This window comes from Paenirhodobacter sp. CAU 1674, assembly GCF_029222945.1.
Taxonomy (GTDB): Bacteria; Pseudomonadota; Alphaproteobacteria; order Rhodobacterales; family Rhodobacteraceae; genus Rhodobacter.
Window position 1 is genome coordinate 271,453 of record NZ_JARHUH010000004.1, and the last position, 22,866, is coordinate 294,318.

25 protein-coding genes and 1 tRNA gene are annotated in these 22,866 nt (G+C 63.9%); 11 read left to right on the plus strand and 15 right to left on the minus strand.

What is annotated here, in order from left to right; genetic code table 11:
* Window position 1: 1 nt before the first annotated feature.
* The 12 genes from P2G62_RS08010 to P2G62_RS08065 form a co-directional block, all read right to left on the minus strand.
* Window positions 2-862, minus strand: coding sequence for a DUF1989 domain-containing protein (locus P2G62_RS08010; protein ID WP_275734351.1), 861 nt, complete (start codon window positions 860-862; stop codon window positions 2-4).
* 91 nt (window positions 863-953) lie between these two features.
* Window positions 954-1,115, minus strand: a complete 162-nt coding sequence (locus tag P2G62_RS08015) for a hypothetical protein (protein ID WP_275734352.1) — start codon at window positions 1,113-1,115, stop codon at window positions 954-956.
* A 188-nt stretch (window positions 1,116-1,303) separates the two neighbouring features.
* Window positions 1,304-2,080 (minus strand): succinate dehydrogenase iron-sulfur subunit, encoded by a 777-nt coding sequence (locus P2G62_RS08020; protein ID WP_275734353.1) that lies wholly within the window; start codon window positions 2,078-2,080, stop codon window positions 1,304-1,306.
* Between the two features lie 12 nt (window positions 2,081-2,092).
* Window positions 2,093-2,389: a hypothetical protein gene (locus tag P2G62_RS08025; protein WP_275734354.1), complete on the minus strand. Its 297-nt coding sequence runs from the start codon at window positions 2,387-2,389 to the stop codon at window positions 2,093-2,095.
* Window positions 2,376-2,816, minus strand: coding sequence for a hypothetical protein (locus tag P2G62_RS08030; protein ID WP_275734355.1), 441 nt, complete (start codon window positions 2,814-2,816; stop codon window positions 2,376-2,378). The genes P2G62_RS08025 and P2G62_RS08030 overlap by 14 nt, the downstream gene beginning before the upstream one ends.
* On the minus strand, window positions 2,816-4,621 hold the full coding sequence (gene sdhA / locus P2G62_RS08035) for a succinate dehydrogenase flavoprotein subunit (protein ID WP_275734356.1): 1,806 nt from the start codon (window positions 4,619-4,621) through the stop codon (window positions 2,816-2,818). Before sdhA ends, P2G62_RS08030 begins: the two co-directional genes overlap by 1 nt.
* Before the next feature lie 15 nt (window positions 4,622-4,636).
* Window positions 4,637-5,038 carry a succinate dehydrogenase, hydrophobic membrane anchor protein gene (gene sdhD / locus P2G62_RS08040; RefSeq protein ID WP_275734357.1) on the minus strand — a complete coding sequence of 134 codons (402 nt, stop codon included), beginning with the start codon at window positions 5,036-5,038 and terminating at the stop codon, window positions 4,637-4,639.
* 10 nt (window positions 5,039-5,048) lie between these two features.
* On the minus strand, window positions 5,049-5,432 hold the full coding sequence (gene sdhC, locus P2G62_RS08045; RefSeq protein WP_275734358.1) for a succinate dehydrogenase, cytochrome b556 subunit: 384 nt from the start codon (window positions 5,430-5,432) through the stop codon (window positions 5,049-5,051).
* Window positions 5,433-5,763: 331 nt separating this feature from the next.
* Complete coding sequence (locus P2G62_RS08050; protein ID WP_275734359.1) at window positions 5,764-6,804, minus strand: MaoC family dehydratase; 1,041 nt, start codon at window positions 6,802-6,804, stop codon at window positions 5,764-5,766.
* Window positions 6,804-7,007: a DUF1737 domain-containing protein gene (locus P2G62_RS08055; RefSeq protein WP_275734360.1), complete on the minus strand. Its 204-nt coding sequence runs from the start codon at window positions 7,005-7,007 to the stop codon at window positions 6,804-6,806. The genes P2G62_RS08050 and P2G62_RS08055 overlap by 1 nt, the downstream gene beginning before the upstream one ends.
* On the minus strand, window positions 7,004-7,558 hold the full coding sequence (locus P2G62_RS08060) for an NnrU family protein (RefSeq protein ID WP_275734361.1): 555 nt from the start codon (window positions 7,556-7,558) through the stop codon (window positions 7,004-7,006). Before P2G62_RS08060 ends, P2G62_RS08055 begins: the two co-directional genes overlap by 4 nt.
* A 10-nt stretch (window positions 7,559-7,568) precedes the next feature.
* A complete protein-coding gene (locus P2G62_RS08065) occupies window positions 7,569-8,438 on the minus strand; it encodes a CoA ester lyase (protein ID WP_275734398.1) in 870 nt (289 codons plus the stop codon).
* A 287-nt stretch (window positions 8,439-8,725) separates the two neighbouring features.
* On the opposite strand from P2G62_RS08065, the gene P2G62_RS08070 reads away from it, so the two are divergent.
* Complete coding sequence (locus P2G62_RS08070; RefSeq protein ID WP_275734362.1) at window positions 8,726-8,872, plus strand: hypothetical protein; 147 nt, start codon at window positions 8,726-8,728, stop codon at window positions 8,870-8,872.
* A gap of 223 nt (window positions 8,873-9,095) precedes the next feature.
* Entirely contained in the window at window positions 9,096-10,058 is a 963-nt protein-coding gene (gene mdh, locus P2G62_RS08075) for a malate dehydrogenase (protein WP_275734363.1), read from the plus strand.
* Between the two features lie 85 nt (window positions 10,059-10,143).
* On the opposite strand, the gene P2G62_RS08080 is transcribed toward mdh, so the two are convergent.
* Window positions 10,144-11,199 carry a glycosyltransferase family 2 protein gene (locus P2G62_RS08080; protein WP_275734364.1) on the minus strand — a complete coding sequence of 352 codons (1,056 nt, stop codon included), beginning with the start codon at window positions 11,197-11,199 and terminating at the stop codon, window positions 10,144-10,146.
* Between the two features lie 219 nt (window positions 11,200-11,418).
* Between P2G62_RS08080 and sucC the strand changes: the two genes are divergently transcribed.
* The 7 genes from sucC (at window position 11,419) to lpdA (ending at window position 20,503) form a co-directional block, all read left to right on the plus strand.
* Window positions 11,419-12,612 (plus strand): ADP-forming succinate--CoA ligase subunit beta, encoded by a 1,194-nt coding sequence (gene sucC / locus P2G62_RS08085; RefSeq protein ID WP_275734365.1) that lies wholly within the window; start codon window positions 11,419-11,421, stop codon window positions 12,610-12,612.
* A gap of 2 nt (window positions 12,613-12,614) precedes the next feature.
* The gene (locus tag P2G62_RS08090; protein WP_275734366.1) at window positions 12,615-13,046 is read left to right on the plus strand and encodes a hypothetical protein; all 432 of its coding nucleotides are present in this window, start codon (window positions 12,615-12,617) and stop codon (window positions 13,044-13,046) included.
* 14 nt (window positions 13,047-13,060) lie between these two features.
* Window positions 13,061-13,945 carry a succinate--CoA ligase subunit alpha gene (gene sucD, locus P2G62_RS08095; protein ID WP_275734367.1) on the plus strand — a complete coding sequence of 295 codons (885 nt, stop codon included), beginning with the start codon at window positions 13,061-13,063 and terminating at the stop codon, window positions 13,943-13,945.
* A 119-nt stretch (window positions 13,946-14,064) separates the two neighbouring features.
* On the plus strand, window positions 14,065-14,436 hold the full coding sequence (locus P2G62_RS08100) for a hypothetical protein (RefSeq protein WP_275734368.1): 372 nt from the start codon (window positions 14,065-14,067) through the stop codon (window positions 14,434-14,436).
* A gap of 55 nt (window positions 14,437-14,491) precedes the next feature.
* Window positions 14,492-17,455, plus strand: a complete 2,964-nt coding sequence (locus P2G62_RS08105; RefSeq protein ID WP_275734369.1) for a 2-oxoglutarate dehydrogenase E1 component — start codon at window positions 14,492-14,494, stop codon at window positions 17,453-17,455.
* Between the two features lie 2 nt (window positions 17,456-17,457).
* Entirely contained in the window at window positions 17,458-18,990 is a 1,533-nt protein-coding gene (gene odhB, locus P2G62_RS08110; protein WP_275734370.1) for a 2-oxoglutarate dehydrogenase complex dihydrolipoyllysine-residue succinyltransferase, read from the plus strand.
* A gap of 124 nt (window positions 18,991-19,114) precedes the next feature.
* Window positions 19,115-20,503 (plus strand): dihydrolipoyl dehydrogenase, encoded by a 1,389-nt coding sequence (lpdA, locus tag P2G62_RS08115; RefSeq protein ID WP_275734371.1) that lies wholly within the window; start codon window positions 19,115-19,117, stop codon window positions 20,501-20,503.
* Window positions 20,504-20,677: 174 nt separating this feature from the next.
* Here the strand turns inward: lpdA and P2G62_RS08120 are convergent, their stop codons facing one another.
* Both P2G62_RS08120 and P2G62_RS08125 read right to left on the minus strand, forming a co-directional pair.
* Window positions 20,678-21,325: a GntR family transcriptional regulator gene (locus P2G62_RS08120; protein ID WP_275734372.1), complete on the minus strand. Its 648-nt coding sequence runs from the start codon at window positions 21,323-21,325 to the stop codon at window positions 20,678-20,680.
* Between the two features lie 41 nt (window positions 21,326-21,366).
* Window positions 21,367-22,059, minus strand: coding sequence for a SprT family zinc-dependent metalloprotease (locus tag P2G62_RS08125; protein ID WP_275734373.1), 693 nt, complete (start codon window positions 22,057-22,059; stop codon window positions 21,367-21,369).
* 139 nt (window positions 22,060-22,198) lie between these two features.
* Between P2G62_RS08125 and P2G62_RS08130 the strand changes: the two genes are divergently transcribed.
* Both P2G62_RS08130 and P2G62_RS08135 read left to right on the plus strand, forming a co-directional pair.
* Window positions 22,199-22,525, plus strand: coding sequence for a TIGR02300 family protein (locus P2G62_RS08130; protein WP_275734374.1), 327 nt, complete (start codon window positions 22,199-22,201; stop codon window positions 22,523-22,525).
* A 193-nt stretch (window positions 22,526-22,718) separates the two neighbouring features.
* Window positions 22,719-22,794 (plus strand) — tRNA-Ala (locus P2G62_RS08135).
* Window positions 22,795-22,866 lie beyond the last annotated feature (72 nt).

Consider the following 22,866-nt stretch of genomic DNA (forward strand, 5'->3'; position numbering starts at 1 on the left):
GTCAACGCCCGTGCGAACGATCGTAACCATTCGCCCCGGTCGGCACCCAGCCCACGGGCGGCGCCGCGGGGGCGAAGACCTCGACCAGCAAAGGATGGCAGGCCGCGCTGTCGGAACTGTGCTCTGCCGAACAATCCCCGCCCGGGCAGGCCGACAGCGCCCCGAACAGGTCGATCTCGGCGAAGAACTCCAGATAATCGCCCGGGCGCACGGGGCTGGCCTTCATGAAATACTGGCCGGTGTCCCGGGTGAAGCCGGTGCACATGAAGACATTGAGCACATCATGCACCAGCGCCTCGGCGGCAGGCAGGCTCAGACCGCGGGCATCGGCCAGCGCACGGGTCAGGTTCGAATGGCAGCAATGATGATACTGGCCGCCATCCGACAACAGGCAATGGGTGTAGGGGTCGCAGCGGGTGCCGATCACGTCATGCACCGCGCCCCCGAAGGCATCGAACCCATACCAGTCGAGCGTGTCTTCGGTGATCGTCGCCATCGGGCGCAGCGTCGGGAAGGATGACCACATCCTGTCGCCCGTGCTCAGATGCGTGCCATGCAGCGCGCGGGTCTTGCCGGAATAGAACCGTTCGGACAGATCTGCCGACCACAGGTTCAAATCGCCCACCTGCGGCCCCTCGACCGAGGTGATGCGAAAGAAATGCCCAGCCGGAACCGCGAAACAGGCGGCATCACGGGCAGGCACCAGGGTTTCGGCGGTCTTGCGCCATCCCGCACGGGCGGCGCGATAGGCGGCCAGATCGGGCTGGGGCAGGGTCTCTACCGGATAGCAGATCACCGGCGGAACCGCACGGCGGGCGTCGGCATCGGGCGGCGCGGAATGGTCGGGGCGATCAGGCTGCATGATGTCTCCTTTGGCCCCATCCTGCCCGGCTGCGCGCAAAAGAAAAGCCCCGGTGCGGTGCCGGGGCTTTGCCGTCGTTCAAAGCCGCGGATCAGGCGGCGTTGTAATAGGCATACATCAGCTCAAGCGCCGACAGGCTGGACCCGGCTTCGGGTTTCAGCGGGGCGGGTGCCAGAGGCGTGTAATAGGCCAGCGACTCTTCGAGTGCTTTGGCCGGGTCTGCCTTCTGCGGGAATTGAAGAACTTTGACCATGGAACTCTCCTGTTATCGAGTTCCTCCCTGCGGCTCATTTAGGGGCCGAAAAGGTAAAGTTAAAGTCACGATGCCGCAATTGCGCCATGATTTTTCTGCAACGCAGCATTCGGGACGCAACGTCACGAAATCCCCATGAAAAAGGCCCCGGGTGAACCCGGGGCCGATCTGTTTGCTGCCTGCCGCGTTCAGACGACGCGATTCAGTTGCAGTTTCTTGATTTCGGCAATCGCCTTGGCCGGGTTCAGGCCCTTCGGGCAGGTCTTGGCGCAGTTCATAATCGTGTGGCAACGATACAGTTTGAACGGGTCTTCCAGCGCGTCCAGACGCTCGCCGGTGGCCTCGTCGCGGCTGTCGATGATCCAGCGATAGGCATGCAGCAGCGCCGCCGGGCCAAGGTAGCGGTCAGAGTTCCACCAATAGCTCGGGCACGAGGTCGAGCAGCTGGCGCACATCACGCATTCATACAGACCGTCCAGTTTCTTGCGGTCCTCGATCGACTGGCGCCACTCTTTCGCGGGGCGGTTCGTCTTGGTTTCCAGCCACGGCATGATCGAGGCATGCTGGGCATAGAAATGGGTCAGATCGGGGATCAGGTCTTTCACCACCGGCATATGCGGCAGCGGGTAGATTTTGACGTCGCCCTTGATCTCATCCAGGCCATAGATACAGGCCAGCGTGTTGATCCCGTCGATGTTCATCGCGCAGGACCCGCAGATCCCTTCGCGGCAGGACCGGCGGAAGGTCAGGGTCGGGTCGATTTCATTCTTGATCTTGATCAGCGCGTCCAGAACCATCGGGCCGCACTTGTCCATATCAAGGAAATAGGTATCCACCCGCGGGTTCTCGCCGGTGTCCGGGTCCCAGCGATAGATCTGGAACTTGCGGATGTTCTTGCCGTCCGGCTTCGGCCAGGTCTTGCCGACGCGGATCTTGGAATTCTTGGGCAGGCTGAACTGAACCATGGGATATCCCTTTCAGTTGGCTAGAGAATAAAACGGCCGCGTAGGGAACTGGCCGGATCGGTTATACACACAGCGGTTATACCGCTCGGCGGGGTCTCCGCTCATCATCGTCGTGGCCTGGACCGTCATGTCGAGGTCGTAGACCGCACCATCCTGATTCACGCCGATCTTCGCCTCGCCATAGACGGGCCGAAGCATCTGCGCGCATTGCGCCTCGGCACGATCGACCGGCATCGGACCACAGGCCGCAAGGACAAGCCCCGCAACCGCCAGCGGCAACAGACGACGGATCAGATCACGGGTGGACACAATAGCCTCCCCCACCCACGAGGGGCGGTGAATAGCGCGTGCAGCCCGCAGCCGAGCCCAAGACGGGCGCGGTCGAAGGCACCACACCGGCGCGGTAATCCGGGGTCGGCGCGGCCACCGGGGTGACTGGCGCCGCCCCATAGCCGGGTTGCGGTCTTTGGGCGGCAACCCGGGCCAGACACTGCTGATAGGCCGACTTGATCATGCCGGTGGCAAGCCCCTTGCCGATGGCCGCACCATAGACGCCCGCGCTTGTCGTGGGCGTGGGCTGATACGACCCGCGGCTGCGGGCCTCCTGATAGGCCGCGTCGCACTCCAGTGCCGTCTGCGGCAGGCGCCCCTGATAGCTCAGGATATCCTGCTCTGCGCAGGACATGAGCGTCAGGGTGCCGCCCAAAAGGCCAAGAAGCGAAACGCGGTGCCGCATCAGAACGTCCGGGCTTTCGGCGCGATGGTTTGCAGGCTGATGCCGCCTTCCGCCTCGGTGGTCAGCGGATCGGTGATGACCGGACGGTAGGTCAGCGTGACCTTGTTGCCCTCGACGTGGCTGACGGTATGGACCCGCCAGTTTTCATCGTCGCGCGTGGAGTAATCCTCGTGGGCATGCGCCCCGCGGCTTTCCTTGCGGGCCTCGGCACCGACGATGGTCGCCAGCGCGTTCGGCATCAGGTTGGTCAGTTCCAGCGTCTCCATCAGATCCGAGTTCCAGATCAGCGAGCGGTCGGTGACTTTCAGATCCGGCAGCTTGGCCGCGATCGCCGTCATCTTCTCGACGCCTTCCTTCAGCGTCTTGTCGGTGCGGAACACGGCGGCGTCGGACTGCATCGTCTTTTGCATCTCAAGACGCAGTTCCGCGGTCGGGATGCCGCCCTTGGCATTGCGCAGCCCGTCGAAGCGATCGAAGGCCTTGTCGACCGAGGCCTGGTTCAGCTCGGCATTGCGGGCCTTGGGATCGACGACCTGACCGGCGCGGATCGCGGCGGCACGGCCAAAGACCACGAGGTCGATCAGCGAGTTGGAGCCCAGACGGTTCGCACCATGCACCGAGGCACAGCCCGCCTCGCCCACGGCCATCAGGCCCGGGACGACGGCGGTCGGGTTTTCGGCGGTCGGGTTGAGCACTTCGCCCCAGTAGTTCGTGGGAATGCCGCCCATGTTGTAGTGCACCGTCGGCAGAACCGGGATCGGTTCCTTGGTCACGTCGACGCCGGCAAAGATCCGGGCCGATTCCGAAATCCCCGGCAGACGTTCGGCCAGGGCCTCTTTCGGCAGGTGGCTGAGGTTCAGGTGGATGTGGTCGCCATGTTCGCCCACACCGCGGCCTTCGCGGATTTCCAGCGTCATGCAGCGCGACACATAGTCCCGCGGGGCAAGGTCTTTGTAATGGGGCGCGTAACGCTCCATGAAGCGCTCGCCTTCCTTGTTGGTCAGGTAACCGCCTTCGCCGCGGGCGCCTTCGGTGATCAGACAGCCCGAGCCGTAGATCCCAGTCGGGTGGAACTGCACGAATTCCATGTCCTGCAACGCCAGACCCGCGCGCGCGACCATGCCGCCGCCGTCGCCGGTGCAGGTATGCGCCGAGGTGGCCGAGAAGAACGCACGGCCATAGCCGCCCGTCGCCAGCACCACCATCTTCGCATTGAAGACGTGGAAAGTGCCGTCGTCGAGCTTCCAGCAGACCACGCCCTGACACACGCCGTCATCCGACATGATCAGGTCGATCGCGAAATATTCGATGTAGAATTCCGCGTTGTGCTTGAGCGACTGGCCATAAAGCGTGTGCAGGATCGCGTGGCCGGTCCGGTCAGCGGCGGCACAGGTGCGCTGCACCGGCGGGCCGTCGCCGAATTCGGTGGTGTGGCCGCCGAACGGGCGCTGATAGATCTTGCCTTCCTCGGTGCGCGAGAAGGGCACGCCGTAATGTTCCAGCTCGTAAACCGCCTTCGGGGCCTCGCGCGCCAGATATTCCATCGCGTCGGTATCGCCCAGCCAGTCCGAGCCCTTGACGGTGTCATACATGTGCCACTGCCAGCTGTCGGGGCCCATGTTGCCAAGCGAGGCGGCGATGCCGCCCTGTGCCGCCACGGTATGCGAACGGGTCGGGAAAACCTTGGTCACGCAAGCGGTGCGCAGGCCCTGTTCGGCCATGCCCAGCGTTGCGCGCAGGCCCGCACCGCCGGCACCGACCACGACGACGTCGTATTCGTGCGTCTCGTAAGTGTATGCTGCCATCTGTCTGGTCCTGAATTACTGCGGCATCATGCCGAGGATGAAGCCGATGATCGTCATTTTGGCGAGCGCATAGAACGCCACCGCCGTCACGGCGTAGGAAATCGAAATCGCCAGGATCACCAGACCCTTGCGCATGGTGCCGCGGGCGTAGTCCTCGATCATCATCTGCGCCCCCTTGGCGAAGTGGCGCATGCCGATCAGCACGGTCAGGGCGGTCAGAATGGCCGGGAACGGGCGCGAGAAGGTCTCGATCACCGCTTCCTGGCTTTGACCAAGCGCCCGGCCGAAGATGAACAGGAACACGGGCACCAGAAACGCCAGGCCCACCGCCGAAGCGGTCATGTACCAGTGGTGTTCGGTGCCGGTGTGCGAGGCGCCCTTGCCCTCGGCGCGTTTGCGGGCGGTCAGGTAACGCATGAATGCCTCCTCAGACCAGAACGATGGTGATGACGGTCAGCACGACCGAACCGATGACACAGGCCCAGCCGAGTTTCTCGGCGGTGGGCAGATCGAACCCCTTGCCCGAGTCCCAGATCAGATGGCGCAGCCCGGCAAGGTAGTGATACCACACCGCCCAGAGCGAGCCGGTGAACACCAGATCGCCGAACCACGAGGTGGCCACGGCATTCGCGGTTTCGAAATATGCAGGGCTCGTCGCCGCTGCCAGAAGCCACCACACTGCCAGAATCACGCCGACGATCAGCGCGTTGCCGGTGATCCGCGTCAGGATCGAGGTGACCGAGGTCAGTTGCGGGCGGTAGATCTGCAGGTGGGGGGAAAGGGGCCGTTCAACCCGTTTCGCTTCAGCCATTTTTGGTCCCTCTGTCGCTGGGCCCCTGAAGTGCCTGTCACGGAGTGGAAGACTCGGGGCAGGCGCACGGGGCTGGCCGGAATTGCGCTTACTCAATAGCGCATATTTCGGCCAAGTCACGCATAGAGAGCGGATAAAGTCGGGTTTTCGCGACAAACGAGGCGAAAATCAGCATTTGTGATCACAAAATTTCAGGCCGTGATCACAGTTCGGGCGCTATCATAAGACCCACGCCCGGAGCCTGAATTGTTGACGCATTTCCTGCGATATGCAGGAAGAGACTCGGGCGCGGCACCGGATCGACCGCGCGCGCCCGGGTCGAAAAGCCCGCTCAGAGCGGCATCAGCGCCCAATAATCGAGGTCGAGCAGAACCTCGGGCGCGTATTTGCCGTCTTCGCCCTTCAGCGCGAAAGGTGCCGCGCCCTGCTTGACCGCCACCAGCCGCAGCCGGATCGCACCGACACCCGGCGCGTCGGTCTCGGCCTTGTCCAGAACCTCGGACCAGGCCTTCACGGTATCGCCCGCAAAGCACGGATTGGCATGCGCGCCCCCGTTCAGCGCGACGATCATCTGAGCATTGGCCAGCCCGTTGAACGACAGCGCGCGCGCCATCGAGATGACGTGGCCGCCGTAGATCAGCCGCTTGCCATCCTCGCGGAAGGTGGCGTCGAAATGCACCTTGGCGGTGTTCTGCCACAGCCGCGTGGCGATCATGTGCTCGGCCTCTTCGATGGTCACGCCATCGACATGGTCGATCTTCTCGCCAATCTCGTAATCGCCCCAGCGATGCGGTTCGCCCGCCAGATCGAAATCGTAATCGCTGAAATCAAGACCCTCGGGGATGATCAGGTCTTCGGCGGGCACGACCTTTTGCAGATCGGGCAGCACCGTCGCAGGCGCGGGGGCCGACAGATCGCCTTTGCGCACCATCACCCAACGCACATATTCCAGCACGACTTCGTCGTTCTGGTTCAGGCCCCGGGTGCGCACATAGACCACGCCCGACTTGCCGTTCGAGTTTTCCTTGACCCCGATCACCTCGGATTCGGATCGCAGCGTATCGCCCGGGTAGACCGGCAAGATCCAGCGCCCCTCGGCATAGCCCAGATTGGCCACCGCATTCAGCGAGACATCCGGCACCGTCTTGCCGAACACGACATGGAACGCGATCAGGTCATCGACCGGCGAGCCATCGAGCCCGCAGTTCCCCGCAAACACATCGCTGGAATACAGCGCGCCGCGTGCGGGATAAAGCGCGTGATACAGCGCACGCTCGCCCTCGGCCACGGTGCGGGGCACAGCGTGGGAAATCACCTGCCCCACCTTGTAATCCTCGAAAAACCGGCCCGGATTGGTCTTTGCCTTGGTCATCATTGTTCTCCCAGTTTGAGGTCGGGGTGATACTCGCCCGGAACGACCTTGGTCACCGCCTGCGCGCAGCGCATCACCCCCGCCGCGCCATCAAAGGCGTAGCTGGGCGATCCGTAAAGTTCCCAGCCTTTCGACAGCGCCAGGCTGACCTTGTGACAAAAGGCCGAGGTGTCCTCGGCCGTCAGCAGACGATAGAGTTTCATGGATAAGTCCCCAGAAAGACGTTGTGGCCGGTCAGGCTATGCACCCAGACGGCAATGCCGAAGATCGCCGCCGTGCCGATCAGGTTCTTGATATCCCCCCCGATCGAACCGGGTTTCGGCCGTTTCCACGGCGCGGCGCGATTGATCAGCACCATCTCGGTCACCGCCCAGACACCAAGCCCCCCGAACAACAGCACCGAGGCCAGATCGCCATTCACCAACAGGTGCGCTACCGCCCAGATCACCATGCCCCACAGCATCGGATGGCGGATCTTGTCGACCAGCAGGCTGCGCGCGCCGCCCACCCCGAACATATAGACCGAGATCAGCATCAGCGTGTTGTTGGCATGCCCCATCCCCGGCAGCGGCGTGTAAAGCGGCACCACCGCAGCCATCCGGTAGCCGACGATCATCAGCAACACGCCAACCACCACCAGCCCCGCCACCATCGGCTTTTCCGAGCCCATCAGGCTGCGGTGAAAGCCCGGCACGATGCGCTTGGCCAGATGCGGCAGCACCCACAACAGGATGCCCAGAATAAGTAGTGCCATGTTTTGCCCCTCAGTTCGCCAGAGCGGCAATCGCCTCCGCTTTCGCCAGAACCTGCCGCGCGGTCACGATATGCAGGTTTTCGACGATCTTTCCATCCACAACCGCCACGCCAAGGCCCTGTTTCTCGGCCTCTTCAAAGGCCGCGATCTGGCGGCGGGCAAGGTCGATCTCGGCCTCGGACGGCGCGAAGGCGGCGTTGCAGATCTCCAGCTGCGCGGGGTGGATCAGGGTCTTGCCGTCAAAACCCATGTCGCGGCCCTGATCGCATTCGACCTTCAGCCCGGCATCATCCTTGAAGGCGTTATAGACGCCATCGACGATGATCTTGCCATAGGCCTTGGCCGCCAGCAGGCACAGGCCAAGCCCCGCCTGCATCGGCAGACGGTCGGGGCGGAAGCGGCTTTGCAGTTCCTTGGCCAGGTCATTGGTGCCCATCACCATGCCCGCCAGACGCGGATGCGCGGCGATCTCGGCGGCGTTGAGCATGCCAAGCGCGGTTTCCATCATCGCCCAGAGCGGAACCGAGGGGATCAGATCGGCCACCGCATCCAGATCGGCCGCTTGCGACACTTTCGGGATCAGGATCGCATCGACCTTGGCGCCGTCGCGGATCGCGGCTGCGAAGGCCAGAATGTCGTCACGGCCCCATTCGGTATCCAGCCCGTTGACCCGCACGATGCGCGCCCGCGCGCCATAATCGGCCTCGGTCAGGGTCTTGGCCAGCAGCGCCCGGGCATTGACCTTTTCATCAATCGCCACGGCATCTTCGAGGTCGAAGATGATCGCATCGCAGACCAGCCCCTGCGCCTTTTCCAGCGCGCGCTCTTTCGAGCCGGGGATGTAAAGCACCGAGCGGTAGGGGCGTGCAGCGGTCATGATTCTCTCCTCGCAATAATCTTTCGCCAAAGAACACAAGCGGGACAGAATCGGCAAGCCCCGATTTGCCGCGCCGCAGAACGCGCCGGACCGGGCACGCCCCGGTGGAGGATGCGTATTTTGGCCAAAGAGAAGCCCTTTTCCTTCTTCTTGGCACAAATACTCGAAAACACCGCCCGAACCGGGCGCAGGGACCGGATCGGCGCCGGACCGCCCGAGTTCTTAACCTTATCTTGGCATCCCGGGGCACAGGCTCGGACCCGTCGCTTGTTTTCAGCCGGGGTCTGCGGATGCAACAGAAACTCTATGCCTTGTCCTTCGGGTTCGTCGCGCTGCTTCTGGCGGTGCAACACGTTCACGCCGAAGCCATTCCCTGCGGCCAAAGCGGCCTGCCGACACAGGACACCGCATTGCCCACGGCAGGCAAAGCTATCTGAGCACGAAGAATCGCCCATGCCGGCCTGCCGCAGCGCAGCGTGCCGTCACGGCACAAACCCGCTCACAAAGTCCTTCCGGTGGCACAGACGTGGCGAAATTTTCGGTGTGCAATGGCATACAATGCCCCTGCCCCCCGCACGAACCCTTGCCAGACAGGTCGCAAAGGGCTAACCCATGCCCCGTCAGTTTCAACCCACCCATCCTGACTTTCGGAGGAATTCCATGGCCCGACCCAAGATCGCCCTTATCGGCGCCGGCCAGATCGGCGGCACGCTCGCCCATCTCGCCGCGATCAAAGAACTCGGTGACGTCGTTCTGTTCGACATCTCCGAGGGCACGCCCCAGGGCAAGGCGCTCGACATCGCCGAATCCGGCCCCTCCGAGGGCTTCGATGCCGTGATGAAAGGCACCAACGACTACACCGACATCGCGGGCGCCGATGTCTGCATCGTCACCGCCGGTGTGCCCCGCAAACCGGGCATGTCGCGCGACGACCTGCTGGGCATCAACCTGAAAGTCATGAAATCGGTCGGTGAAGGCATTGCGAAACATGCCCCGAACGCTTTCGTGATCTGCATCACCAACCCGCTCGACGCGATGGTCTGGGCCCTGCAGCAGTTCTCGGGCCTGCCGGCCGAGAAAGTCGTCGGCATGGCCGGCGTGCTGGATTCGGCGCGTTTCCGTCACTTCCTGTCGGTCGAATTCAACGTCTCGATGAAAGACGTCACCGCCTTCGTGCTGGGCGGCCACGGCGACACCATGGTGCCGCTGGCCCGCTATTCGACCGTTGCCGGTATTCCGCTGCCGGATCTGGTCGAAATGGGCTGGACCACGCAGGAAAAACTAGACGCGATCATCCAGCGCACCCGTGACGGCGGCGCCGAGATCGTCGGCCTGCTGAAAACCGGTTCGGCCTTCTATGCGCCCGCCACCTCGGCGATCGAAATGGCCGAAGCCTATCTGAAAGACCAGAAGCGTCTGCTGCCCTGCGCGGCCTATGTCAAAGGCGCCTTCGGTCTGGACGGCATGTATGTCGGCGTGCCGACCATCATCGGCGCCGGTGGCATCGAGAAGATCGTCGACATCAAGCTGGCGAAAGACGAGCAGGCGATGTTCGACAAGTCGGTCGACGCGGTCAAAGGCCTGGTCGAAGCTTGCAAGGGCATCGACCCGTCGCTGGTCTGATTTCAGACCTTGGAATGACGAAAGGCGCGGCTTCGGCCGCGCCTTTTTTGTTCCGGGCCCGCAGGGCGGATCGGCCAGGGCGGTATCAGCGCACCATCAGCGGTTCTGGGTCGAAGCCGTAAAGTTCGCGCGCCTTCCCGATCAGCCATGCTTCATGGGTCAGCAGCGCCCGATCGAAGGCCGCGGGGCTCAGATCCACCCGGCCTGCCCCCAGAACCCGCTCGACCCGCGCCGGGATACGGTGGTCATACCAGCTCAGCACACCCTTATCTTCCAGCAGATCGGCCTGTTTTTCCGTGATCACCTTGGCGGCGTAGAACAGTGCCGAGGTCATCACCGGGTCGCTCGCCCCCTCGGCCAGCACCGAGAATTGCAGCTCCCGCGCAGGGCTGTGTTTCGGCGGCGCCTTGACGCGGGCCTTGATCGCGCGGCGCAGCATTTTCAGCGCGTAATGCAGTTGCGTGATGCCGTCGAAATGCAGCAACTGCATCTGGCTGAGCCCGTCATGGGGCACATCGGTTCCGCCGCCGCCATATTCGCGCATCGGGCGATGCACACCGATGAACAGATCGCGCCCCGAGCGCGTCGCGGATTTACCCAGCTGATGGCCGCACAGCCCGTTGTTCAGCAAGGCGCGGGTGATGTCGTTATAGACCTCGCCGCCTTCGGCGCCGAACTCGGGCCAGCGATTGCGGAACGCGCCGGTGAACAGATGCGGCGCGGGCAGATCGCCACAATGCACCCGCTCGGCGACGTGGATCTTGGCCCAGGACGCGCCCTTGCGTACCGCACTCAGAACCCCCGCCACGGTTTCGCCGCCCAAGGGCAGAACGAACTCGTCGGCATCGCAATGAACAATCCAGTCAAGGCTGGTTTCGGCCAGAACTCGGCTGGCATGGTATTTCTGGCGCCCCAGATGCCGCGGCGGCGCCCTTGTCACGCCATTGAACGCCCAGCCATCCGCGCCCGCCTGAGAAACAAAGACCCCCGGCAGCCCCGCCAGAAGGTCTTGTGCCTCGGGATTTGGGCGATCCAGAAGGATGTGAACCTCGGACGCCCCCAGATCGAGATGATAGGCCACGAAAGCTGCGACCAATGCCGCGGGCTCGTCCACCAGAGCGGCAACGCCCCAAGTGTCCATCGTTCTGCGCCCCCCTTTTTCGTGCCTCGCGCAGTTCATCCGATTCTGAAATGGAAGGCAAGGCGAGCCCGGGAATTATTTGTGATCACACCCCGCAAATCCGTGATCACAAAGCGCAGATTTCCGCCGAAAACCCGGCGCCGGGTGCATTTATCATTTTGTTACAGGGGCCGAATGTGCCACTACACCCTCCAAACCGCACCAGCATGGGAAACTGCCATGAACATTCATGAATATCAGGCGAAAGCTCTTCTCAAGAGCTATGGCTGCCCGGTCTCGGACGGCCGTGCCGTCCTCAAGGCCGAAGAAGCCAAGACCGCTGCCGGCGAACTCGACGGGCCGCTCTGGGTCGTGAAAGCCCAGATCCACGCGGGTGGCCGCGGCAAGGGTAAATTCAAAGAGCCCGAAGCCGGTGAAAAGGGCGGCGTCCGCCTTGCGAAGTCGGTGGAGGAGGCTGCCGAACTCGCCAAGCAGATGCTCGGCCGCACGCTGGTGACGCACCAGACCGGCCCGGCCGGCAAACAGGTGAACCGCATCTACATCGAAGACGGTTCGGACATCTCGCGCGAACTCTACCTCGCGCTGCTGGTTGACCGTCAGACCTCGCGCGTGTCCTTCGTCGTTTCGACCGAAGGTGGCATGGACATCGAGGAAGTGGCCGCCAAGACCCCCGAGAAGATCCTGTCGTTCTCGGTCGACCCGGCCTCGGGCCTGTCGGATTTCCACGGCCGCCGCGTCGCTTTCGCCCTGGGCCTGGATGGTGCGCAGGTCAAGCAATGCGTCCAGCTGGTGAAAAACCTCTACCGTGCTTTCATCGAGAAAGACATGGAGATGCTGGAAATCAACCCGCTGATCGTGATGACCGACGGCAACCTCAAGGTGCTGGACGCGAAGCTGGGCTTCGACAACAACGCGCTGTATCGTCAGCCCGACATCATGTCGCTGCGCGACGAGACCGAGGAAGACCCCAAGGAACTCGCCGCGTCGAAGTTCGACCTGAACTACATCGCGCTTGATGGTGAAATCGGCTGCATGGTGAACGGCGCGGGCCTGGCGATGGCCACGATGGACATCATCAAGCTGTATGGCGCGGAACCGGCCAACTTCCTGGACGTCGGCGGCGGCGCCACCAAGGAAAAGGTCACCGAGGCGTTCAAGATCATCACCTCTGACCCGAACGTCAAAGGCATCTTGGTCAACATCTTCGGCGGCATCATGCGCTGCGACATCATCGCCGAAGGCGTGATCTCGGCGGTGAAGGAAGTCGGCCTGAAGGTTCCGCTGGTCGTGCGCCTTGAAGGCACCAACGTCGAAAAAGGCAAAGAGATCATCCAGAACTCGGGCCTGAACGTGATCGCCGGCGACGACCTCGCCGATGCCGCAAAGAAAATCGTCAAAGCGGTGAAAGGATAATCATGCGTGTGCTGGTGCTCTTGCTCGGCCTGCTGCCCGGTCTTGTCGCCAACATGGCGCAGGCCGCCTCGCAAGAGGCCGAGATCTTCAAGAGCATCTGCATACAGAATGCGCCGGCATTCGACAGCTCGACTATCGAACGAGCCACGGCGGCCACGCGCTACAGCGGGGGTGACATCATCCAGACGGGTGGTGTTGCCTACCAGCCCAAGCGCAGCTGCAAGGTCGCGTTCCCGATCGCCGGAGACCCTGACCAGGCCGAGGTTCAGGCAATCGCGTCGCAGTTCGCCGCCCGCACTGGCGGCACCGTTCGCGCCCGCAAGAGCGCAATCGGGGGCGCCGTCTGGTTCGAAGTGCGCATCGGCTCTGTGAAATATGGAATCGAAGGAGGTAGCGATCACGGCATCCGCTACTTCATCATCGCCAAGAGATAGAACAGGAAAGATCCATGTCCGTACTCGTTAACGAAAACACCAAAGTCATCTGCCAGGGCTTCACCGGCAGCCAGGGCACGTTCCACTCGGAGCAGGCCATCGCCTACGGCACCAAGATGGTTGGCGGCGTGACCCCCGGCAAAGGCGGCACCACCCACCTGAACCTGCCCGTGTTCAACTCGGTCCACGAAGCGCGCGAGCGCACCGGCGCGAATGCCTCGGCCATCTATGTGCCGCCGCCCTTCGCCGCCGACTCGATCCTCGAGGCGATCGACGCCGAGATGGAACTGATCGTGTGCATCACCGAGGGCATCCCGGTGCTGGACATGATGAAGGTCAAGCGCGCGCTGGAAGGTTCGAAATCGCGTCTGATCGGGCCGAACTGCCCGGGCGTCATCACGCCCGACGCCTGCAAGATCGGCATCATGCCGGGCCACATCCACAAGCGCGGCTCGTGCGGTGTTGTCTCGCGCTCGGGCACGCTGACCTATGAGGCCGTGAAACAGACCTCGGATCTGGGCCTGGGCCAGTCCTCGGCTGTCGGCATCGGCGGCGACCCGATCAAGGGGACCGAGCATATCGACGTGCTGGAAATGTTCCTCGCGGACCCGGAAACCACCTCGATCATCATGATCGGTGAAATCGGTGGCTCGGCCGAAGAAGAAGCCGCGCAATTCTTGGCCGACGAAAAGAAACGCGGCCGCTGGAAACCGACCGCGGGCTTCATCGCGGGCCGCACCGCCCCTCCGGGCCGCCGCATGGGCCACGCCGGCGCCATCGTCGCCGGTGGCAAGGGCGATGCGGAAAGCAAGATCGAGGCGATGAAAAGCGCCGGGATCGTCGTGGCGGAAAGCCCGGCACACCTGGGCCAGGCCGTGATGGAAGCGATCAAGGGCTGACAGATCTGACGGGGCTGCGGCATGTGCCGCGGCCCCGCTCCTCAGGGCCAAGGGGCGGGCATGCGCCCTTTCGCCGTGACGAGCGTTTCAAGGCCCAATGCGGCCAAGGAGAGAAGGGCATGAGTTTCGCACCCCGGGCATGGATGGCAGCGCTGATCGCCGCCCCGCTGTGTGCCTGTGTGGCCCCTGCCCCGCAGGGTGGCCAGCCCGGCGCGCCCGCACTTGCCCCTGCCGTGCCTGCCGATCCCCGCTCGCATGGCGTCTTCGAACAGATCACCGGCATCAACGGCGATGCGGTCGCGGCGATTTCGGGCGATGCCCGGCGCAGCTATATCTATTTCGACGCGGTAGCCGCCAAGAAAGCCGCGGTCGAGGCCGCCCCGGCCAAACTCTGCGCGGGCTATGGCCGCGCGTTGAAATCATCCTATGTCACCTACCCGGCAGACCATGTGCCGGGTGTCAAAGCTCTTGTGGTGGATTGCGCAAGCTGACCACCGCCCCGCCGCCCCTCACCGGCCCCTCAGCCGACCTAAAGGATCAACCGTCATGAACGACCAATCCCCCAACGACCAGTTCCACGCCTCGAGCTTCCTGCAAGGCGCCAATGCGGAATATGTCGAACAGCTCTACGCGCGCTTCGCCGCCGACCCGTCCTCGGTCGATGCCGCCTGGGCCGCCTTCTTCCATTCGCTCGGCGATGCCGAGCTGGACGTGAAGAAATCGGCGCAGGGCGCATCCTGGGACCGTGCGGATTGGCCGCCGACCGCCAATGACGACCTGACCGCCGCGCTGACCGGCGAATGGCCCGCCCCCGCCGAGGGCAAGGCCGCAGGCAAGAAAATCAAGGAAAAGGCCGCCGCGGCGGGCATCGAGGTGTCCGACGAGGCGATCAAGCGCGCCGTGCTGGATTCGATCCGCGCGCTGATGATCATCCGCGCCTACCGTATCCGCGGCCACCTGATCGCCGAACTGGACCCGCTGGGCATGCGCGACAGCTCGCTGCACCCGGAACTGGACCCCAAGAGCTACGGCTTCTCGGATGCCGATATGGATCGCCCGATCTTCATCGACAACGTTCTGGGCCTGCAGATCGCCTCAATGCGGCAGATCATCGACGTGCTCAAACGCACCTATTGCGGCACTTTCGCGCTGCAATACATGCATATCTCGAACCCCGAAGAGGCCGGCTGGCTGAAGGAACGGATCGAGGGTTACGGCAAGGAAATCCAGTTCACCCGCGAAGGCCGCCGTGCCATCCTGAACAAGCTGGTCGAGGCCGAGGGCTTCGAGAAATTCCTGCACGTCAAATACATGGGCACCAAGCGCTTCGGTCTGGACGGCGGTGAGGCGCTGATCCCGGCGATGGAAGGCATCATCAAGCGCGGCGGTCAGCTGGGCCTGAAGGAAATCGTCATCGGCATGCCGCACCGCGGCCGTCTGTCGGTGCTGGCCAATGTGATGAACAAGCCCTACCGCGCGATCTTCCACGAATTCCAGGGCGGCAGCTACAAGCCCGACGACGTGGACGGTTCGGGCGACGTGAAATACCACCTCGGCGCCTCGTCGGACCGTGAATTCGACGGCAACCGGGTTCACCTGTCGCTGACCGCGAACCCCAGCCACCTGGAGGCGGTGAACCCCGTCGTTCTGGGCAAGGTCCGCGCCAAGCAGGACCAGCTGAACGACATGGACCGCACCGCGGTGCTGCCGATCCTGCTGCACGGCGATGCGGCCTTTGCGGGTCAGGGCGTCGTGGCGGAATGTTTCGGCCTGTCGGGCCTGAAGGGCCACCGCACCGGCGGCACGATCCATATCGTCGTGAACAACCAGATCGGTTTCACCACCGCGCCGCATTTCTCGCGCAGCTCGCCCTACCCGACCGACATCGCACTGATGGTCGAAGCGCCGATCTTCCACGTCAACGGCGATGACCCGGAAGCCGTGGTGCATGCCGCCAAGGTCGCGATCGAGTTCCGCCAGAAGTTCCACAAGGACGTGGTGCTCGACATGTTCTGCTATCGCCGCTTCGGTCACAACGAAGGCGACGAGCCGATGTTCACCAACCCGATGATGTACAAGCGCATCAAGGGTCACAAGACCACGCTGCAGCTGTACACCGAACGTCTGGTGGCCGACGGGCTGATCCCCGAAGGCGAGATCGAGGACATGAAGGCCGCGTTCCAGTCGCACCTGAACGAAGAGTTCGAGATCGGCAAGAACTTCAAGCCGAACAAGGCCGACTGGCTTGATGGCCGCTGGAAGCATCTGGACCGTGAGCGCGGCGACTACGATGCGGGCGTGACCTCGATCAGCCCGGAAACCTTTGCCGAAGTGGGCAAGGCGCTGTCGACCCCGCCCGAGAATTTCGACCTGCACAAGACCGTGGGCCGTCAGCTCGAGAACAAGGCCAAGATGTTCGAAAGCGGCGCGGGCTTCGACTGGGCGACCGCCGAGGCGCTGGCCTTCGGCTCGCTGCTGACCGAGGGCTTCCCGGTGCGCCTGTCGGGTCAGGACTGCACCCGCGGCACGTTCAGCCAGCGGCACTCGGGGCTGATCGACCAGACCACCGAGGAACGCTACTATCCGCTGAACCACATCAAGGCCGGTCAGGCACGCTACGAAGTCATCGACTCGATGCTGTCGGAATATGCGGTGCTGGGCTTCGAATACGGCTATTCGCTGGCTGAACCCAACGCCCTGACCATGTGGGAAGCCCAGTTCGGCGATTTCGCCAACGGCGCGCAGATCATGTTCGACCAGTTCATCAACTCGGGCGAGCGCAAATGGCTGCGGATGTCGGGTCTGGTCTGCCTGCTGCCGCACGGCTTCGAAGGTCAGGGCCCCGAACACTCCTCGGCGCGTCTGGAACGCTTCCTGCAGAACTCGGCGGAAGACAACTGGATCGTGGCGAACTGCTCGACCCCGGCGAACTACTTCCACATCCTGCGCCGTCAGATCCACCGCAACTTCCGCAAGCCGCTGATCCTGATGACGCCGAAGTCGCTGCTGCGGCATCCGCTGTGCATCTCGAAGGCCGAGGAATTCACCACCGGCTCGTTCTTCCGCCGCGTGATGTGGGACGATGCCGACGTTGCGCAAAAGCATGGCAACACCAGCTTCGTCGTCAAACCCGACGCCGAGATCAAGCGCGTCGTGATCTGCTCGGGCAAGGTCTATTACGACCTGCTGGCCGAACGCGACAAACGTGGTCTGGAAAACGTCTACATCCTGCGTCTGGAACAGTTCTATCCGTTCCCCGCGCATTCGATGGTCAATGAACTGACCCGCTTCAAGGATGCGGAAATCGTCTGGTGCCAGGAAGAACCCAAGAACCAGGGCGCCTGGACCTTCGTCGAGCCGAACATCGAATGGGTCCTGTCGAAGATCGACGCCAAGCACAGCCGCCCGCGCTATGCCGGCCGCGCCGCTTCGGCGTCGCCCGCGACGGGTCTGGCCTCGCGTCACAAGGCCGAGCAGGAAGCGCTCGTCCATGACGCGCTGGAGGGTTGAGAATGACCGTCGAAGTCCGCGTCCCCACGCTTGGCGAAAGCGTCTCGGAAGCGACCGTGGCCACCTGGTTCAAGAAACCGGGTGATCAGGTCGCCGCAGACGAGATGCTGTGCGAGCTGGAAACCGACAAGGTGACCGTCGAGGTCCCGGCGCCCGCCGCCGGGATCCTGGGCGAGATCGTCGCCGCCGAAGGGCAGACCGTTGGCGTCAACGCCCTGCTTGCCACTCTGTCTTCCGGGGCCGGCGCCGCGCCGGTCGCGAAACAAAAATCCGAAGGCCCGCGTTCTGAGGAGGGAACCGTGCCGCAATCTCAAGAGGTCAAAATGACTGACGTAATGGTGCCCGCCCTGGGCGAAAGTGTCTCGGAAGCCACGGTTTCCACCTGGTTCAAGAAAGTGGGCGATGCTGTCGCGCAAGACGAGATGCTGTGCGAACTCGAAACCGACAAGGTGTCGGTCGAGGTCCCCTCGCCCGTCGCGGGCATCCTGACCGAGATCCTCGCTCCCGAAGGCACCACGGTTGACGCGACCGCCAAGCTGGCCGTCGTCGCCGAAGGCGCCGCGGGTGCGGCCCCCGCCCCGGCAGCCGCTGCTGCGGCCCCTGCCCCGGCGGCGGCGGCCCCGGCCACCGGCAAGGACGTCGAGGACGCCCCCTCGGCCAAGAAGGCGATGGCCGAAGCGGGCCTCAGCCCGGCGCAGGTCACCGGCACCGGCAAGGACGGCCGCATCATGAAGGAAGACGTGGCCCGTGCCGCGGCGGCCCCGGCGGCCCCTGCCGTCTCGATCGCGCCCACCCCGGCCAGCGCCCCGCGCGCCCCGGTTCCGGCCGACGACGCCGCCCGCGAAGAACGCGTCAAGATGACCCGGCTGCGCGCCACCATCGCCAAGCGCCTGAAGGACAGCCAGAACACCGCCGCGATGCTGACCACCTATAACGAGGTGGACATGTCGGCGATCATGGAAATCCGCAACCAGTACAAGGACCAGTTCGAGAAGAAGCACGGCGTGCGCATGGGCTTCATGTCGTTCTTCGTCAAGGCCTGCTGCCACGCGCTGAAAGAAGTGCCGGAAGTGAACGCCGAAATCGACGGCGGCGACATCGTCTACAAGCACTACGTCCACATGGGCGTGGCCGCCGGCACGCCGACGGGTCTGGTCGTTCCGGTGATCCGCGATGCGGACGCCATGTCCTTCGCCGAGATCGAGAAAGCAATCGCCGAGAAAGGCGCGCGCGCCCGTGACGGCAAGCTCAGCATGGCCGAAATGCAGGGCGGCTCGTTCACTATCTCGAACGGCGGCGTCTACGGCTCGCTGATGTCCTCGCCGATCCTGAACCCGCCGCAATCGGGGATCCTGGGCATGCACAAGATCCAGGACCGCCCGGTCGTGGTGAACGGCCAGATCGTGATCCGCCCGATGATGTATCTGGCGCTGAGCTACGATCACCGCATCGTCGACGGCAAAGGCGCCGTGACCTTCCTCGTGCGCGTCAAGGAAGCGCTGGAAGACCCGCGCCGCCTGCTGATGGATCTGTGATCTGACACCGGGGCGGCCGCTGCGCCGCCCCTTCTTTTTCCATTCCGCCCCCTTTTCATCTTGCCTGAAATACCTCGGGGGGCACGGGGGGCGGCGCCCCCCGCCGTAGTCAAAGGATACTCCAATGGCAGAATTCGACGTTATCGTGATCGGCGGCGGCCCCGGTGGCTATGTCTGCGCGATCCGTTGTGCGCAACTGGGCCTGAAAACCGCCTGTGTCGAAGGCCGTGGCGCCTTGGGCGGCACTTGCCTGAACGTGGGCTGCATCCCCTCCAAGGCACTGCTGAATGCCACCCACCACCTGCACGAGGTTCACGAGAACTTCGAGAAGATGGGCCTGATGGGCGCCAAGGTCAAAGTCGACTGGGCGAAGATGCAGGACTACAAGCAAGACGTCATCACCGGCAACACCAAGGGCATCGAGTTCCTGTTCAAGAAGAACAAGGTGACCTATCTGCAGGGCTGGGGTTCGATCCCGGCGGCAGGCCAGGTCAAGGTCGGCGACGAGATCCACAGCGCGAAAAACATCGTCATCGCCACCGGCTCCGAGCCCGCCTCGCTGCCCGGCATCGAGATCGACGAAGACACCATCGTCACCTCGACCGGTGCGCTCAGCCTGCCGAAGATCCCCAAGTCGATGGTCGTCATCGGCGCGGGCGTGATCGGTCTGGAAATGGGTTCGGTCTATGCCCGTCTGGGCACCGAGGTGACGGTCGTCGAATATCTCGACGCGATCACCCCCGGCATGGATGGCGAGGTCGCCAAATCCTTCCAGAAGATCCTGGCCAAGCAGGGCCTGAAATTCGTGCTCGGCGCCGCGGTGCAGGGCGTGACCAAGGGCAAGGGCAAGAACACCGTCGCCTACAAGCTGCGCAAGGACGACAGCGAACACACGCTCGACGCCGAGGTGGTTCTGGTCGCGACCGGGCGCAAACCCTATACCGCCGGTCTGGGCCTCGAGGCGGTGGGCGTCGAGATGCTGCCGCGCGGCCAGGTCAAGACCAATGACCACTGGGCGACCAATGTCGCGGGCATCTACGCGATCGGCGACGCGATCGTGGGCCCGATGCTGGCCCACAAGGCCGAAGACGAGGGCATGGCGGTCGCCGAGGTGATCGCGGGCAAGCATGGCCATGTGAACTATGACGTGATCCCCGGCGTGATCTACACCACCCCCGAGGTCGCTTCGGTCGGCAAGACCGAAGAGGTGCTGAAACAGGAAGGCCGCGCCTACAAGGTCGGCAAGTTCAGCTTCATGGGCAATGGCCGCGCCAAGGCCGTGTTCCAGGCCGACGGTTTCGTCAAGATGATCGTCGATGCCGGCACCGACCGGATCCTGGGCTGCCACATCATCGGCCCGGGCGCGGGCGACATGATCCACGAGATCTGCGTCGCGATGGAATTCGGCGCCTCGGCGCAGGATGTCGCGCTGACCTGCCACGCCCACCCGACCTATTCGGAAGCGGTGCGCGAGGCCGCGCTGGCCTGCGGCGACGGCGCCATCCACGCCTGATCCGCGTGCAAAATATCCTGAAAGGGCGGCCTCGGGGTCGCCCTTTTTGCTGCGTGGCGCCTCTGGCCAAAGCAGGGTTTGAGTATTTTTGCCAAGAAGAAGCCAAGGCCCTTTCTTCTTGGCAAAAATACTCCGGGGGGAATTTGCGCGCAGCGCAAAGGGGGGCAGCGCCCCCTACCCCGCCAGATGGCGCAGGCCCTGGGTCACATCGGTGCGCACCGCCAGCCGCAGCGCAGGTTCGTCCCCCGCCCGCAGCGCCGCCAGAATCATCCGGTGATGCCGCGGCGGTTCGTTGCGCGACACCCGGTTATAGAGCGCGCGCATCGTCGGCCCGAGTTGCAGCCAGACGGTCTCGATCACCGCCAGCATCGCGGGCGCCTGCGCGCGCAGGTAAAGCGTGCGATGGAATTCCAGATTGGTGCGGATATAGCCCACCGGGTCCTGTTTCGCGACCGCCTCGGCATTGGCGGTGTTGATCGCGCTCAGCCGGTCGATCAGCGCCAGATGCGCGCGCGGCAGGGCGCGGGCGGCGAGTTCCGGCTCGATCAGCGCGCGCAGGGCGGCCAGCTCCTCGATCCGGTCGTTCGACAGCTCGGGCGTCGCCACCCGACCCGAGGAGGACAGCATCAGCGCGCCTTCCGCCACCAGCCGCCGCAGCGCCTCGCGCGCGGGGGTCATCGACACGCCGTATTGCTTGCCCAAGCCCCGCAGCGTCAGCGGCTGACCGGGCAGCAGCTCGCCATGCATGATCTGCTGACGCAGGCTGCGATACAGCCGGTCATGGGCAGCGGTTTCGATCGGGCGGGTGCTGATGGTGGTCATGCGCCTTTGTGATCACAAAAGGCTTCGCCGTCAATCACCCCTCAGCGGTCGAAGCGCATGGCATGCAGCGCGCTGCCGTGCCGCTTGAGCCAGGCGCGTTCGGCGGCATAGCCGGGGCGCAATCCGGCAACCACTGCCCAGAACGCGGGCGAGTGGTTCATCTGCTCCAGATGCGCGACCTCATGTGCCGCCACATAGTCCAGCACTCCGGGTGGTGCCATGATCAGCCGCCAGTTGTAGCTCAGCGATCCGTCCTGTGCGCAGGACCCCCAGCGTGAGCGGGTGTCGCGCAGGGTAATGCGCCGGAAGGGTCGGCCCAGCTGCGCGGCATAACCTTCGGTGGCGGCCTGCAGGCGCTGACGGGCGCAGACCTTGAGAAATGCCTCCAGCCGCGCCGCCAGACGATCGGCGCCGGGCGGCACGATCAGTTGGCCCCCGTCAAGCCTTGGCGCGCGCACCGCCCCTTCGACGATCTGCCGCCGCTCGCCTTCGAACAGGATGCTGCCGCCCGGTGCGGGACGTTCCGACGCGGGGCTCTGGGCCAGCGCGCGCCGCAGCCACTCGGTCTGGCTCCGGGCGAAGGCCAGCGCCTCGGATTCGCGCGCGTGGGCGGGCAGCGTCAGCGTCACCTGCCCGTCGATCCGCGACACCCGCAGGCTGAACCGTCGCGCCCGGGCGGAGCGGCGCAGCACCAGCGCGATCTCGGGGGCGTCGGGCAGAGGGTGGCGGGTCACGGGCGGCTCCGGGAAAATGGCGGGATCGGCGCGGAATGGCCCTGCGGAACGGGGCAAGGGACGAAAAGGCTTTGACACCCCGCGCCCAGTGTGGCAAGCGGCTCCGACTCTCTGAATAGAGCGATGCCAGGAGAATTCCATGCCGAAAGAGGAATGGGGCGTCAAGCGCCTCTGCCCACATTGCGCGAGCCGGTTCTACGACCTGAACAAAGACCCGCTGACCTGCCCGGTCTGCGCCAACAGCTTCTCGCTCGAGAGCCTGACGGCAGGCCGTGGCCGCACGCTGGTTGCAGACAAGTCGGCGTCCCGCGAACGCGAAGTCGAGGCAGATGATCTGCCCGACGACGATCTGGACGATGATGCCGCCGATGTGGATATCGACGACGATCTGCTCGAGGATGACGAAGACGACAACGTCTCGCTCGACGATATCGCCGATGTCAGCTCGGGCGACGACGAAAGCTGATCCCCGCATGACAGGGGCGGAATGACAGGCGCGGGGCATGGCCCCGCGCTTTGTCGTTTGCGTCCAGGCCTTGCCAGCGCGCGTGCAAAGTTTTTCGTGGCGGCGCAGAAAATTCCTCTTGCGCCGGGTTTGGCAGGGCCTTATACGACCCCCCACGCGAGACGCTGAAGCAGGCAGATCGCAGACCTCAGGTGGGGCCATAGCTCAGTTGGGAGAGCGCTTGAATGGCATTCAAGAGGTCAGGGGTTCGACCCCCCTTGGCTCCACCAAACACTCCTTGAAAAGCAGCAGATAGTTCTGCCTTTTTGGTCAGAGGAATTGCCTCTGGGCGCCGGTATGTG